General features: G+C 41.6%; 15 protein-coding genes and 3 tRNA genes. 6 read left to right on the top strand and 12 right to left on the bottom strand.

The window, feature by feature from the left end; translation table 11 throughout:
* Positions 1–84, top strand: an 84-nt coding sequence (locus tag QNM18_RS23765; protein WP_284138616.1) for an integrase core domain-containing protein, incomplete at its 5' end; no start/stop codon positions are given.
* A 21-nt stretch (positions 85–105) separates the two neighbouring features.
* Here QNM18_RS23765 and QNM18_RS23760 read toward each other — a convergent pair.
* The gene (locus QNM18_RS23760) at positions 106–1305 is read right to left on the bottom strand and encodes a class I SAM-dependent methyltransferase (RefSeq protein WP_284138614.1); all 1200 of its coding nucleotides are present in this window, start codon (positions 1303–1305) and stop codon (positions 106–108) included.
* Between the two features lie 95 nt (positions 1306–1400).
* Between QNM18_RS23760 and QNM18_RS23755 the strand changes: the two genes are divergently transcribed.
* Positions 1401–2033, top strand: coding sequence for an HD domain-containing protein (locus QNM18_RS23755; RefSeq protein ID WP_247687211.1), 633 nt, complete (start codon positions 1401–1403; stop codon positions 2031–2033).
* A 7-nt stretch (positions 2034–2040) separates the two neighbouring features.
* Here the strand turns inward: QNM18_RS23755 and QNM18_RS23750 are convergent, their stop codons facing one another.
* Complete coding sequence (locus QNM18_RS23750; RefSeq protein ID WP_211008882.1) at positions 2041–3021, bottom strand: ion channel; 981 nt, start codon at positions 3019–3021, stop codon at positions 2041–2043.
* A 78-nt stretch (positions 3022–3099) separates the two neighbouring features.
* Here QNM18_RS23750 and QNM18_RS23745 point away from each other — a divergent pair, with 78 nt between their 5' ends.
* On the top strand, positions 3100–3762 hold the full coding sequence (locus QNM18_RS23745; RefSeq protein WP_284138613.1) for a M48 family metallopeptidase: 663 nt from the start codon (positions 3100–3102) through the stop codon (positions 3760–3762).
* Between the two features lie 53 nt (positions 3763–3815).
* Here the strand turns inward: QNM18_RS23745 and QNM18_RS23740 are convergent.
* From QNM18_RS23740 to QNM18_RS23730, 3 genes are all read right to left on the bottom strand, one after another.
* Positions 3816–3900, bottom strand: a tRNA-Tyr gene (locus tag QNM18_RS23740).
* A gap of 23 nt (positions 3901–3923) precedes the next feature.
* A tRNA-Tyr gene (locus QNM18_RS23735) sits at positions 3924–4008 on the bottom strand.
* Between the two features lie 19 nt (positions 4009–4027).
* Positions 4028–4112: transfer RNA gene (locus QNM18_RS23730), tRNA-Tyr, on the bottom strand.
* A gap of 112 nt (positions 4113–4224) precedes the next feature.
* Between QNM18_RS23730 and QNM18_RS23725 the strand changes: the two genes are divergently transcribed.
* Positions 4225–4746: a VC2046/SO_2500 family protein gene (locus tag QNM18_RS23725; RefSeq protein ID WP_211008884.1), complete on the top strand. Its 522-nt coding sequence runs from the start codon at positions 4225–4227 to the stop codon at positions 4744–4746.
* 92 nt (positions 4747–4838) lie between these two features.
* On the opposite strand, the gene QNM18_RS23720 is transcribed toward QNM18_RS23725, so the two are convergent.
* The 3 genes from QNM18_RS23720 to QNM18_RS23710 all read right to left on the bottom strand — a co-directional run bounded on the left by QNM18_RS23720 (position 4839) and on the right by QNM18_RS23710 (position 6305).
* On the bottom strand, positions 4839–5294 hold the full coding sequence (locus QNM18_RS23720; RefSeq protein ID WP_284138612.1) for a YchJ family protein: 456 nt from the start codon (positions 5292–5294) through the stop codon (positions 4839–4841).
* 15 nt (positions 5295–5309) lie between these two features.
* A complete protein-coding gene (locus tag QNM18_RS23715; RefSeq protein ID WP_247687212.1) occupies positions 5310–5735 on the bottom strand; it encodes a SulA-like leucine-rich domain-containing protein in 426 nt (141 codons plus the stop codon).
* Positions 5736–5846: 111 nt separating this feature from the next.
* Positions 5847–6305 carry a tetratricopeptide repeat protein gene (locus QNM18_RS23710; protein ID WP_211008886.1) on the bottom strand — a complete coding sequence of 153 codons (459 nt, stop codon included), beginning with the start codon at positions 6303–6305 and terminating at the stop codon, positions 5847–5849.
* A gap of 118 nt (positions 6306–6423) precedes the next feature.
* On the opposite strand from QNM18_RS23710, the gene QNM18_RS23705 reads away from it, so the two are divergent.
* The gene (locus tag QNM18_RS23705) at positions 6424–7713 is read left to right on the top strand and encodes an NCS2 family permease (RefSeq protein ID WP_211008887.1); all 1290 of its coding nucleotides are present in this window, start codon (positions 6424–6426) and stop codon (positions 7711–7713) included.
* Here QNM18_RS23705 and QNM18_RS23700 read toward each other — a convergent pair whose 3' ends face one another.
* Positions 7714–8475: a hypothetical protein gene (locus QNM18_RS23700; protein ID WP_211008888.1), complete on the bottom strand. Its 762-nt coding sequence runs from the start codon at positions 8473–8475 to the stop codon at positions 7714–7716.
* Positions 8476–8755: 280 nt separating this feature from the next.
* On the opposite strand from QNM18_RS23700, the gene cysB reads away from it, so the two are divergent.
* On the top strand, positions 8756–9733 hold the full coding sequence (cysB, locus tag QNM18_RS23695; protein ID WP_023402261.1) for an HTH-type transcriptional regulator CysB: 978 nt from the start codon (positions 8756–8758) through the stop codon (positions 9731–9733).
* 83 nt (positions 9734–9816) lie between these two features.
* Here cysB and QNM18_RS23690 read toward each other — a convergent pair whose 3' ends face one another.
* The 3 genes from QNM18_RS23690 to pabB all read right to left on the bottom strand — a co-directional run bounded on the left by QNM18_RS23690 (position 9817) and on the right by pabB (position 13191).
* Complete coding sequence (locus QNM18_RS23690; RefSeq protein WP_211008889.1) at positions 9817–11193, bottom strand: L-serine ammonia-lyase; 1377 nt, start codon at positions 11191–11193, stop codon at positions 9817–9819.
* A 100-nt stretch (positions 11194–11293) separates the two neighbouring features.
* A complete protein-coding gene (locus QNM18_RS23685) occupies positions 11294–11851 on the bottom strand; it encodes a CoA pyrophosphatase (RefSeq protein WP_211008890.1) in 558 nt (185 codons plus the stop codon).
* Positions 11848–13191 carry an aminodeoxychorismate synthase component I gene (gene pabB, locus QNM18_RS23680; RefSeq protein WP_284138611.1) on the bottom strand — a complete coding sequence of 448 codons (1344 nt, stop codon included), beginning with the start codon at positions 13189–13191 and terminating at the stop codon, positions 11848–11850. Before pabB ends, QNM18_RS23685 begins: the two co-directional genes overlap by 4 nt.
* Positions 13192–13311 lie beyond the last annotated feature (120 nt).

Here is a 13311-nt window from a genome sequence, read left to right as displayed (position 1 = left end):
CAGTCTGTTGAAACCTATAATCAGAAAAGGCCACACACAGCCTTAAAGTACAAAACGCCCGATGAAATTCATCGAGCGTTTTGACATAAAAAGTGTCAACCCATACTAGGATGGGTCATAGACTTTACAGATAAGTCCTTTAAGGTAGAACCCTTCAGGATAAAACCCTGCGATAGGGTGATCGGCAGCTTGATTGAGCCTTTCCATTATCATCAGATCTTTTCCTGCATCAAGTGCAGCATCTGCAACGACTTTTTGAAATAAATTTTGGTCCATTAAGCCTGAGCATGAGAAAGTCAGCAACGTACCGCCGGGTTTCAATAACTGCATAGCAAGCATATTGATATCTTTGTACCCTCTGCATGCACCTGTGAGTTGTGCTTTGCTTTCGGCAAATTTCGGAGGATCCATAACGATGGTATCAAACTCCCTGCCTTCGTCGCGGTATTCTCTAAGTAACTTAAATACGTCCTTTTTGACAAAATCTACTTTACTGAGGTCAAGGTCATTATGTTCAACATTTCTTTTGGCTGTGTCTAGTGCTGGTTGCGATACATCGACATTAATCACTTCATCACAACCACCTCTGAGTGCGTAAAGGCTAAACGTGCCAGTATAGCAAAAACAATTCAGCACACTTTTACCCTTGGAGAAACGCTCTAGCGCAGCGCGACTGTCGCGTTGATCGAGATAAAAACCAGTTTTGTGCCCACCAATAATATCTACTTCTAACTTAAGGCCATTTTCTTCGATTAATACTGGTTCGTGTGGGGCATCTCCGTGCAGCACACCTGTGATTTTCTCGAGGCCCTCTTTTTTCCGTACATCTACGTCGGAACGTTCATAGACATGGCAATCTGGGAATAATTCACGTAAAGCAGCAACGATTTCGCCTTTATGCCTTTCTGCACCAGCACTGAGAAGCTGGCACACCAAATAATTGTCAAACTTATCAATAGTAATGCCGGGTAGCCCATCAGATTCTGCAGCACTGAGCCTAAAGCCGGTCAGCCCTCCTTCTGATATTGCATAGTCTCTTACTGCTAATGCACGTGCTAAGCGACGTTTAAAAAATGCTTGGTCAATTTGTTCGCTTTCATCAAAACTCCAGATCCGTGCGCGGATCTGAGAACTTGGACTATATGCTGCGGTAGCCAGATATTGCCCATCATGACTGTAGATTTTTACAATATCTCCAAGTCCTGGTTTACCTTTGATCTTTTTTATTGCTTTGGAAAATATCCATGGGTGTTTTCTTTTAAGAGATTTTTCTCGGCCGGGTTGTAAATACAGCGCGCAAGACATATAAATTCCTTACTAAGTAGAATCCTGTCATTTTAGTGAAGGGGGTTCCAACATACAATGTGAAGCAGAAGGTTTAAGTGAAAATGATGGAAAATATGAATAAGTTTGAAGCAGCATTTAAGGAATTTATGCTTGATACACCCTTTGCTGATACAGCACACGACCTTTCGCATATACAAAGGGTTGTAAAAACTGCAAAACAGCTAGCGATAGAAGAAGGGGCTGATTTAGATGTTGTTGTTCCAGCAGCTTGGCTACATGACTGTGTCGCAGTAGCAAAAAATCACCCGGATCGTGCTTTTGCATCAAAAATGGCTGCCGATAAAGCAGAAAGATTTCTGATTGAAATCGGGTATCCGGAAGATAAATTAGAAGGTATATATCATGCAATCGTTGCGCATAGCTTCAGTGCAAACGTGCCGCCAACGACATTGGAAGCACAAATTGTACAAGATGCGGATAGAATGGATGCATTAGGGGCAATTGGTGTGAGTCGATGTATGAAAGTTGGCGGTGCAATAGCCAGGCACCTATACCATACCGAAGACCCGTTTTGTGAGAAAAGAGAGCCGGATGATAAGAGTTATACCATTGATCATTTCTTTGTGAAATTGCTGCACATTGAGTCACAGATGCACACTGAGGCAGCAAAAAAAGAAGCGCAAAGGCGCACGGAGTTTATGCAACTATTCTTAAGGGAATTAGGGCGTGAAATATCGAATGACTAGGTAAAAGCTACCTAGTCATCCTTTTGACGAAGACAACGACGAATAGCGCCAGTGAAAAGCTACCAATAAAAGCTTCTATGGTCGCTATAAGGCGTGTAATCCCAACTGGTGTGATATCTCCGTACCCTAAAGTAGTAAATGTAACAACACTAAAATAAAAGCAATTGAGCATGGAGTGGAGATTCTGCTTGAGAGGGGCATTGGTGGCAAACTGAATGATTTCACCGTTGTAATTGATACCCAGCATAAAATAGCAAAGCGCACACAATAAAATCATACCTAAGCTAAAGCGAATTACATTTTCTGGTTTTTCTCCATACCCACATAACATGTCAATAAAGCTTGAAACTAAGCGCTTTTTTGAATAGGTTGGGTACTGCGCATGACGCATGCGCAATTCGCTATAGGTATACTTTCCTGCCATCTCAAACAAGCCCTGCTGTTCAGCGCCTTTTCTTAGCAGTCTGTAGATCTCTTCGCTTTGCAAATATAAATCTTGCGCTTCTTCCACATTTTTTTGTTTGGTTGCTTCAATTGCTTGTTTTTCTTGTAATAACTTGTCGCCCAATACAAGGTTGTCAATTCTAGTTGCATTGAGCTTCACTCCTAGAATATTGGTGTTTTCTAACTTGCAGCAGTGTAGATTTGCATCCCTTAAATCCGCTTTCATTAGAGATGCATTTTGAATTGTGCTGTTAAAGAGGTGAGCACCGTGTAAGTTCGCTCTATAAAAATTGCTATACGATAGGTCATAGCCGTTGTGATCATTAAACTTAACGAGATTTAGCCCTTCCAAATTGGCTCTTTTCAGCTCAAGTCCTTGCAGTAATCCCCCTTTTTTGGCATAACGTTCGAGTTTGTGAGATAGCTCTAACCCACTTTTGTCGAATTTGGCATCATGCCAAAAACAATATCCAGAGCCCATGTCTATTTCTTGACACTTGTGTCCATCAGGAGATGTATACTGACATTTAGGTTTATTGTTCATGGCAGCCTGTTTTTTCCGTAATAAGTATAAAGGTTAGCAGCAAATTAGATTGATAGATGAAAAAGCAATAAATTTACTATGAATTTCAATTACCAACTTAAGCTCAGTCGACGAAGAAAGACAGTTGCAATTAAAGTAAAACCGGATGGGGTTGTCGTTTACGCGCCTGAGGGGATTTGCGAAAATTGGTTAACGGCTTGGCTGCACTCAAAGCAAAGCTGGGTTGCTCAAAAACAGCGTTTGGTAGCGGATACGCTGCCATGTAAAAAAACACCATTAGAAAAAGTTACAATCTTTGGTGATTGCTACGTAGTTTGTTATGGACATTCATCTGCCTATATTGATCATCAACACCATCGCATCTATATAAAATCTTCTATGCAACAACACAGAGATATCCACATTGGAGAAATATATGATTTGTTTAAGGTTGAGCTAATAGCCTATTTACATGCTCGATTGCCTTACTATCAGGCATTGATGGGGTCGAAATATAAAACCCTAAAAGTACGCTTTTATAAACGACGTTGGGGCAGCCTCTCTAGTAAAGGTGTATTAGCTTTCAACAGTGCTTTATTAAGTGCACCTAAATGGGTGATTGATTATGTGATTGTACATGAGCTCGCGCATTATCATGTAATGGCACACAATCATGCGTTTTGGTGTTTTGTCGGACGTTTTTATCCTGAATTTGAAACAGCGAAGGCTTATTTGAAACAGGAAATAAAGCTTATTCAATAGATATAAAATATGAAATGAAGATGTAAAGAATTAAAATTAAGATAAAAAGGAAGTGGTGGAGGGAGCTGGATTCGAACCAGCGAAGGCTGAGCCGTCAGATTTACAGTCTGATCCCTTTGGCCGCTCGGGAACCCCTCCATAACAGATTTTTAAGTACAAAGTGGTGGAGGGAGCTGGATTCGAACCAGCGAAGGCTGAGCCGTCAGATTTACAGTCTGATCCCTTTGGCCGCTCGGGAACCCCTCCAATTGTACTTTGTCGTTGATGGTGGAGGGAGCTGGATTCGAACCAGCGAAGGCTGAGCCGTCAGATTTACAGTCTGATCCCTTTGGCCGCTCGGGAACCCCTCCTCAACAACGGCGCTGATAATAACAAAGTTTTTGACGAAGTAAAGAAATGTCCTAAAGTTTTTTCAAAAAATGCCGATAAATTTTCAGACTTTGAAAATTTTGGCGAAAATCCATGCAGATAGAACAATTGTTACTCAAAGAAGCGCAGTTAGGCAATGCGTTAAGTTTGAGTGTCCATGAATCGCGTAGAAGCGATTTTGCTCTGCTCTTAAGTGCATTGTCACAAGATGCATTGGACTTTAGCCAATTTGACTTACCACGAAGTGCTGTTGACGAAGCAGATAAGTCTGAAGAGGCATTGCGAAAAGAGTTACAAGTAGGCCCGAAGCAACCTTTGGCACCTGAAGAGTTTGACTTTTTAATTGGTCAATACAACCGATATTTTGTGAAAGATGGTGGGCTAGAAGATATCAAGCTAAATGAGTGCCTTGATCCTGAACCATTTCATATTCGTGACGATAAAACGCATATCCCTTTAAACGTCATGGAAAACCTAGAGCCAGCAGTGAAAGCAAAACTATATAAACAAAAGCATCCTGAAATCGAAGTTAAAGAAAGAGAAATAGATGCTGCCGGGTTTTATGATCAGTTAGCCAGTGGAGAAATGCAGTCTCAGTTAAGTGTGGCTGTATAATCGCTTTATTATGATTCTGATAGGATAGGGAGTACTGATTAAATCTCGAAAGTGGCATTGGTGAGGTAACGCCACTTCAGGCTGAGTACAGGTTATCCGTGACACTTCTTGAACTTTTTCCCACTTAAGCAGGGACAAGGATCGTTTCGGCTTACTTTTTTACTCTCTTCAGGGTAAAGAACGCCGTCAAGATATAGCCATGCGCCATTTTCTTTTACAAATCTGGAGCGTTCATGCAACACGCTCAGCTGCACCCCTTCCAAATACGATGCTTTGAATTCTACATATTGATATTGGTCATCTTGATCAGTTTCAATAACATCCAAATGAACAAACTTAACTTGTTGAGCGAACATAAGTATATCTTCGACTGTGTGCTCGCTGCGTGTTTTTGATGCATACGTATTTAAAATATACTCACATTCCTTTGTACAGTATGCACTATAACGAGAGCGCATTAGCTGTTCAGATTGGTGAGGAGTAGACTGTCCTTTAATAAATGGCTTGCAGCATTGCTCAAAGGCTTGTGTGTTACCACAAAAACACATAAATGACCTATATAGTTAGTGTGTGAGCTTTGATAGTGGCAATTGAGCAAAGTCTTTAAAGCAGTATAGTGCTGTTTTAGAGTGATTTAGGCTACGGTATTCAATTTGCTTTTTCGTCAAAATACCCGGCCAAGTGATGACAGCCGCAAAATTACCATTGGACAAAGCGCTATCCAGAGTATGTTCTAAGTTTATCAGATCCTTTTGCTTAAGCACTAGTAGCTTATTCACATCGATATTATAGCCATCTAACATAGATTTACTGAAAACCTGATCAGGTGCTATCAAAAGTGTCCAACCAGCTTTTGAATTACAACGAGATAAGATTTTTAAAAGTTCATTACTGGTGGTTGTTTCATCGTATGCATCCAAGATATTCAAACTACTGGCATGGCTAATGCTGCTCGATTGCGTTTTTACATTGGGTGTGATTGGTAACATGATTAGACCACTGATTCTTTATACAGTGTATATACAGTATTTCATACAGTGGTTTTAATCAAGTTTTATTTGATGTTTTTTTGTTCACTTCGAATCATTAACACCTGCGGCCTATTCTGGGTTTGCCCCAAAATGCATTTGCTGATGGATTTGTTCAAATAGTGTCGCGGCATAACATTGTGCGTCTATGTAGCGTTTTGTTGTTAGGTGGGGGCGCACTTCATTGAGAGTGCTTAATGCCGCGCTATTGCCTTGACTCTGCGCTAGACTTAACCAAGCTACACCGTGAAAAACACTTTTAGGTACGCCTTGACCTTTTATAAATAACAGGCCTAAATAAAATTGTGCTTTGTTGTCACCTGACATCGCTGCCAATCTCATCCATTTAGCGGCAAGCGGATACTGCTTTTCTTTGATGTAATAAAGGCCTTTTTTATAAGCTTGCTCTGGATCTTGTGCCTTTGGCCAGCTGTGTTTGGGGTCTGGTTCTTGGGTAACAAATTCGAGTACATTGAATAGTTGTTGCTCGAGGTCTCCGCCATAAGCTTTTGTAGATTGATTGCTTTTCATACTCTCTTCACTTATTACAACTTAGTTTTCATTGTAGCTGATTTTTAGTTTATTTGTCCGTTTATGGCGAGGAAATATGGTAAAATCGCCCCCTCGTTTCCATTTAAAATACAAAGACATGCTAGAAAAACTATTTTCTCTCAAAGCGCTACAGACCAATGTAAAAACGGAGGTTGTGGCAGGGCTCACTACATTTATTACCATGGTTTATATTGTATTTGTTAATCCGGCTATGCTGGCGGAAGCTGGCATTGATCATGGTGCAGCGTTCGTTGCCACGTGTTTAGCCGCAGCAATTGGCTGTTTTATCATGGGCTTCTTTGCAAATTACCCATTGGCTTTGGCACCAGGTATGGGGTTGAATGCATTTTTTACATATGGTGTTGTTTTAGGTATGGGGCATAGCTGGCAAACTGCCTTGGGAGCGGTCTTCCTATCTGGGTGCTTGTTTTTACTACTGAGTATTTTCAAAATTAGAGAGTGGGTTATTCAGGCAATTCCAGTGGTACTAAAGCGTGCGATAGCAACTGGGATAGGCGCATTTTTAGCTTTGATCGCATTAAAGAATGCTGAAATTATTGTTTCGAGTCCAGCCACATTTGTGCAACTTGGCGATATCACCAGTCCCGGCCCTTTGTTGGCCATTTTCAGCCTTTTTGTGATAACTGCATTGATGTATAGAGAGTGGAAAAGCGGCGTACTGATCAGCATTTTATTAGTCACAGTTATCGCTTGGGGGGCTGGCTTGGTTGAGTACCAAGGCATTGTTTCTGCGCCACCGAGCATTGCGCCTACTTTAGGGCAGCTAGATATCGTTGGCGCATTGGAAATCACCATGTTGAGTGTGGTATTTGCTTTCTTATTTGTTGATCTTTTTGATACTAGCGGCACCTTGGTGGCGGTAACTCAAAAAGCGGGTATTGCAGATGAAAAAGGGAACATGCCGAGGTTAGGACGCGCTTTATCTGCGGATAGCACGGCGACAGTAGCAGGTTCGTTTTTAGGGACGTCTACGACGACTTCTTATATCGAGTCTGTATCTGGTGTTTCTGTTGGCGGACGCACGGGACTTACTGCTGTGGTTGTGGGCTTTTGCTTTTTACTTATGATGTTTTTTGCACCTTTGGCAAAAATGGTGCCTGCATATGCAACTGCTGGTGCAATTCTGTATGTCTCTGTTTTGATGTTGCAAAACCTGAAGCTGGTGAACTGGGACGATATGACAGACGCGATCCCTGTAAGTGTGGTTTTGTTGATGACGCCGCTAACATTCTCAATTGCACATGGTATAGCATTGGGTTTTATTGCTTACACTGCGGTAAAGCTGGCTTGCAACAAAAAAGACGATATATCCATCAGCGTGTGGGTTCTGACAGTGTTATTTATCGTCAAATTTGCGCTTAGTTGATCACCATTTCTTTTTCGGAGCGAAAAGGACGTCCAAATCGTCCTTTTCTTTTTCTGCTTTTTTCTTAACTGCAGAGGCATTCGAAGCTTTAAGTTCAGTACTAATTTCGTTGAGATAAGCCTCTAGCTGGTTCTTTTTCTCAGTTACATACTCATCGCTATAGGTCACAGCCATGATGGTCGCATAGGCTTTTTCAAAGTACTGTCTGGCTGAGCCAACCATGTTGGCTGTTTTTGCAGATAGGCCTCGTTTGATTTGACTTTCAACGTTAATGCGCAGTTGGATTTTCTCTAAACGGCGGTCTTCTTTTACAAAAACTTGAGTATCCACTTTACCTTTACTGTGTTCAGAGCGCAAAAGCTGACGAAGCTTTTTGATGCCCTGCACTAGCGCAATCAGTTGTTTGTCGTTATCTGGCAATGAGACTTTATCGCTGTCAGTGAGATTTGCCGTTTCTGTATTCATGCGTTCTTGAGATTCGTGCAGTCGATTTTTAAGCTCTCTTGATGTGGGAGTCAGCTCTACCATCATGGCTAACGCATCATGAACGCGCTTTTGAATCACCCTAAGCATGTCTCCTGACATAGGGATATTTGTGCTATTGACGAGAACATCCTCGGACTCTTCTATAATCCGCTTTTGTTTTGCTAATTCTTTACGTCTTTCTGCTTCTTGTTTTTCTTTATGTTGCTGAATTGCACTAATCCAAACAGCTATCACAACTAAAGCAACAATCAACAATATTATTATGTAAACAAACATACCCGAATCTCTACGAAAACTACCCACGGCGATAATTTTTTATATTACATCAAACAATTGTATATTGGATAGTTTTAATAACAAGGTGTATGTAAATGAATTTGAATACACCACTTTTTCAGTATAGGCGTTTCTAATTCGTTTTTCTTATATGATTGCGTAAATGTTACAATTACTATCAGGCTACCAATAACTATGCTAGTCTTACAAAAGATCCGACTCGGCGTTCCGCGTAAACCAAGTCACTTATTGGATAACAACTAAAAAAATAAACAATGTTATGAAATTACAACAATTGAAATACATAGTTGAAGTACTTAATCATAATTTGAATGTATCTGCTACCGCTGAAAGTCTTTACACTTCTCAGCCAGGTATTTCAAAACAAGTACGTATGCTAGAAGATGAATTGGGTGTGCAGATCTTTGGCCGTAGTGGTAAGCACCTTACACATGTAACCAGTGCTGGTAATGAGATCATCAATATTGCCAGAGAAATTTTGTCAAAAGTTGAAGGTATCAAAGCGGTTGCAAATGAACACACTTTGCCTGATCAAGGTAAATTAAACATTGCAACGACACATACCCAAGCAAGATATGCTTTACCTCCTGTTATTCAAGGATTTATGCAAAAGTATCCGGCTGTTTCTTTACACATGCATCAAGGTACTCCGCAGCAAATATCAGATGCGGCTGCGAGAGGTGACGCGGATTTTGCAATTGCAACAGAGGCGCTCCATTTATACGGTGATTTGATCATGTTGCCCTGTTATCACTGGAATAGAAGCATTGTGGTAACGAAAGATCACCCACTAGCGCAGCTTGGAAAAAATATTACGGTACAAGACGTAGCTAAGTACCCACTCATAACCTATGTATTTGGTTTTACAGGTCGCTCTGAACTAGATAAAGCATTTAATGCACATGGCCTTGAACCACACATTGTATTTACCGCAACAGATGCAGACGTGATTAAGACATATGTAAGGCTTGGATTGGGCGTAGGCGTATTGGCAACTATGGCTGTTGACGATATTGCTGATAAAGATTTGGTTTGCATTGATGCGAGCCATCTGTTTGAAGCGAGCACAACAAAAATTGGCTTCAGAAAAGGTAGTTTTTTAAGAGGCTACATGTATGACTTTATAGAGCGTTTTGCGCCGCATTTGACGAAGGATGTGGTTGAAAAAGCAAGCCTTATGCGTAATCAAGATGATGTAGATGCATTATTCGCTAAAGTCACATTACCAGTAAAATAAAAGCCACGTTTTGAACAGTCTACTTGTAGACTTTCTCTTTGCGGCTTTAATTTAAAACCCAACTTGTGTTGGGTTTTTTTGTTTTAGCACTCAATAATATTTACGGCAAGACCGCCGCGTGCAGTTTCTTTGTATTTGGTCTTCATATCGTTACCTGTGTCTAGCATGGTTTTGATGACCTTGTCCAAAGAGACCTTTTGCTCTCCTGTACCTCGAAGAGCAAGCCTTGAGGCATTGATGGCTTTTACTGCACCCATTGCATTTCGTTCGATACACGGCACTTGTACTAATCCCCCAACAGGGTCACAGGTTAAGCCTAGGTTGTGTTCCATACCAATTTCAGCTGCGTTTTCCACATGAACGACATTGCCACCCATGATTTCAGTCAATGCACCAGCGGCCATTGAGCAGGCGACACCAACTTCACCTTGGCAACCAACCTCTGCACCTGAGATAGAAGCGTTCTTTTTATAGAGGATACCAATAGCAGCGGCTGTCAGTAAGTAGCGCGTTGCAATTTCGACATCAACTTCTTTGATAAAGGTGTGATAGTACATCAATACGGCTGGTAATATACCGGCAGCGCCATTGGTCGGGGCGGTGACGACTCGTCCTCCAGCTGCATTCTCTTCATTCACGGCAAGGGCAAATAAATCAACCCAATCCATTGCACGTAATGGATCATTACTGTTTTCTACATTGAGTTTAAGGTATAGGCTCGGTGCTCTGCGTTTTACTTTTAACCCACCCGGAAGGATCCCTTCGGTACGCATCCCTCTTTCGGTACACGCTTTCATTACCTGCCAAATATTGAACAGCTCTTGTTTTATTTCACTTTCACTGCGAAGGGTTTTCTCATTAGCCATCATGAGGGCGGAAACACTTAGCCCAGTCTCCTTACAGATGTTTAAAAGTTCCTCAGCTGTATCAAACAAATAGGGCGCTGGATTTTGTTCTCGCACATCAAGTGCTGCTTGCTTTTCCGCTTCGAAATCTTGATCCGTGACAATGAACCCGCCGCCAATCGAATAGTAGATCTGGCTATGTAAGAGCGTGTCACCTTTATACGCTTGGATTTCCATGGCATTGGAATGCTTCGGCAGTGTTTTTCGACGGTGAAATACAACAGCGCCTTGCTTTGGGAAATCAGCTTTATGTTTTTGGTCAAGATAGATTACTTGCTCTTGCTCAATTTTTTCGAGTATTTCTGGAACAAGATCTGCGTCGATAGTTTCAGGGTCATGGCCAGCAAGGCCTAATATGACCGCTTTACCGGATCCGTGACCGATACCTGTTTGACCAAGGGAACCAAATAATTCGACTTTTACAGAAGTGACGTCGTCAATTAATTTACTATTTTGTAGATCTTTGACAAAAAGACGCGAAGCGCGCATTGGACCAACAGTATGGGAAGACGATGGCCCAATACCGATGCTAAACATATCGAATGCACTAATCATAAAATTTACTCATCATTGCCTCTGAACGGGCGCACATAATAACGTTAATTATTGCAGAAGTAACCCGTTATTGGATGGAAATTTGACAATTGTAATGAGTTTACGAAAGCGACTTGGTTAATTTTTTTATAATGCTTGCAGTCGCCCCCCACAAAAGACCATGTGAAGTCATGAATCCATTGATATTTATGGTGTTGCCACGAATTTGACAAGGGTAGCTCTGCCATTGATTAGGGTCCATTAAAGCGCTTAAAGAAACCGTAAATACGCTGTCGACTTCACTACTGGTTTGTTGCCAAGTGGCTGAATTTTGCACTCGCGCTACGACCGGAGTAATATGAAATCCGCTCAAGGAGCTGTGTGTTGGCAGCTGACCAAGCGTTGTGACTTGCTCTCTAGCGAGGCTAATTTCCTCGAAGGTTTCTCTAAGGGCGGTATCTTCAGCTGAACTATCATGTTGCTCTACTTTTCCGCCAGGAAAACAAATTTGGCTTGGATGTGCTCTCAAGCTGGCGTTACGTTTACACAGTAATATGTGCGCACTGCCTTCTACTTCAACGAGCGGTACTAAAACGGCACTTTGAACTCCCTGCAGTGTCTTATTGGAAGCAGCAAAAGGAGATAGTCTAAAACTACTAATTAAATGATCGAGTTTCATTGCAGTATTGGTAAAATTTTATTGACCTTGTGATAGGTTTCTTGATACTCAGCTTCGAGTTCTGAATCGGCGACAATCCCGCCTCCAGCCCAGCAATAGATTTTTTGCTCCTCACACACCAAGGTACGAATTGTAATGGAGGTATCCATATCGCCACAGGCGCTTAGGTAACCCATAGAACCACAGTACGCACTTCTGCGATGGGGTTCAAGCTCTTCTATTATCTCCATCGCTCTAATTTTCGGTGCGCCTGTAATTGAGCCCCCTGGAAACGCAGCGTGTAGTTGATCAACGGCTTTTTTACCTTCGGCGAGTTCACAAGTCACAGTACTGACGAGATGATGAACTGCAGGGAAACTTTCTATGTCGAATAGCTTAGGTACGCTGACGGAACCTGGTTTTGCAACTTTACCTAAGTCATTGCGAAGCAAGTCGACAATCATTACGTTTTCAGCACGATCTTTACTGCTATTTTGTAACTTGAGTGCTTGTTCATTGTCTGCTTGTTGGTCAGTTAAGCGCGGTAATGTACCTTTTATTGGTTTTGTTTCAACTTGCCTTTGGCGTACAGATATAAATCTCTCGGGCGAAACAGAAACGATGGCTGAATTATTGCCTAAATTGAAATATGCAGAAAATGGTGCCTTATTGTGTTGCCTTAATTTTTTGTAAGCTGCCCATGGAGAGCCTCTGAACTGCGCACTGAACCTTTGCGCTAGGTTAATTTGGTAACAATCACCGCTCAATAGGTAGTCTTGAATACGCTGAAACTTGCTTTGATATTCTTGCTTGGTCATATTAGATTGCCAATCGCTACACAATTCAAACTGATGGTGCTCGGCATTGTTCGCAATTAAACTCATATACCGCTCAAGCCGATTCACGTCCGGCTGAGACACATAAAACCATTGTGCCTGCTTGTTGTCGTAAATCAGGGCGTCAAGATAGAGACCAGCAGACATGTCGGGAAGTGAAATATCCGATGTGGCATGCGAAGGCAAGGATTCGATATACCGGCCTAAGTCGTAACCAAAATAACCAAGCCATCCGCCGCAAAAAGGCAGTGTATGAATGCGCTGTGAGCAAAGTTTATCTAAATGATGTTGTAGTATTTCAAATATACTCTGCTGTTGCTCAACGTCATCTATATAAACTCGTCCGTTTTTAGCTTCTAGTACATGTGCTGGCGCAAAGCTGATAATGTCAAAACGACTATTCTCGTGCGCTGCGTTACTAGAATCTAAAAGAATAGCGTGATGTTGAGTTGCAATTTGTTCAAAAACTTCAACGGTTGAGAGTGAAATGTCAACGGCAATGCAATTATTCTGTGCATTTATCATTTACTTGACCCTGAAAACTAGCCCGAAACGGGCGAGGAGGTTATCATAATTAGAAATGAATCTATAGAGTAGTGAAGTGATAACTCATAACCATATTCATACTGGGGTTTGGTTGAGCAA

It is taken from the genome of Pseudoalteromonas obscura, assembly GCF_030135505.1.
GTDB classification, from domain to species: domain Bacteria; phylum Pseudomonadota; class Gammaproteobacteria; order Enterobacterales; family Alteromonadaceae; genus Pseudoalteromonas; species Pseudoalteromonas obscura.
Note: the sequence above shows the minus strand (reverse complement) of the source record. Positions and strands in the feature narration are given on the sequence as shown.

Bases quoted from the DNA above. Each gene is read 5' to 3' on its own strand.
- QNM18_RS23755 (WP_247687211.1), top strand. From the start codon at position 1,401: ATGAATAAGTTTGAAGCAGCATTTAAGGAATTTATGCTTGATACACCC.
- cysB (WP_023402261.1), top strand. From the start codon at position 8,756: ATGAAATTACAACAATTGAAATACATAGTTGAAGTACTTAATCATAAT.
- QNM18_RS23750 (WP_211008882.1), bottom strand. From the start codon at position 3,021: ATGAACAATAAACCTAAATGTCAGTATACATCTCCTGATGGACACAAG.
- QNM18_RS23710 (WP_211008886.1), bottom strand. From the start codon at position 6,305: ATGAAAAGCAATCAATCTACAAAAGCTTATGGCGGAGACCTCGAGCAA.
- QNM18_RS23705 (WP_211008887.1), top strand. From the start codon at position 6,424: ATGCTAGAAAAACTATTTTCTCTCAAAGCGCTACAGACCAATGTAAAA.
- QNM18_RS23725 (WP_211008884.1), top strand. From the start codon at position 4,225: ATGCAGATAGAACAATTGTTACTCAAAGAAGCGCAGTTAGGCAATGCG.
- QNM18_RS23685 (WP_211008890.1), bottom strand. From the start codon at position 11,851: ATGAAACTCGATCATTTAATTAGTAGTTTTAGACTATCTCCTTTTGCT.
- QNM18_RS23720 (WP_284138612.1), bottom strand. From the start codon at position 5,294: ATGTGTTTTTGTGGTAACACACAAGCCTTTGAGCAATGCTGCAAGCCA.
- QNM18_RS23745 (WP_284138613.1), top strand. From the start codon at position 3,100: ATGAATTTCAATTACCAACTTAAGCTCAGTCGACGAAGAAAGACAGTT.
- pabB (WP_284138611.1), bottom strand. From the start codon at position 13,191: ATGATAAATGCACAGAATAATTGCATTGCCGTTGACATTTCACTCTCA.
- QNM18_RS23690 (WP_211008889.1), bottom strand. From the start codon at position 11,193: ATGATTAGTGCATTCGATATGTTTAGCATCGGTATTGGGCCATCGTCT.
- QNM18_RS23715 (WP_247687212.1), bottom strand. From the start codon at position 5,735: ATGTTACCAATCACACCCAATGTAAAAACGCAATCGAGCAGCATTAGC.
- QNM18_RS23700 (WP_211008888.1), bottom strand. From the start codon at position 8,475: ATGTTTGTTTACATAATAATATTGTTGATTGTTGCTTTAGTTGTGATA.
- QNM18_RS23760 (WP_284138614.1), bottom strand. From the start codon at position 1,305: ATGTCTTGCGCGCTGTATTTACAACCCGGCCGAGAAAAATCTCTTAAA.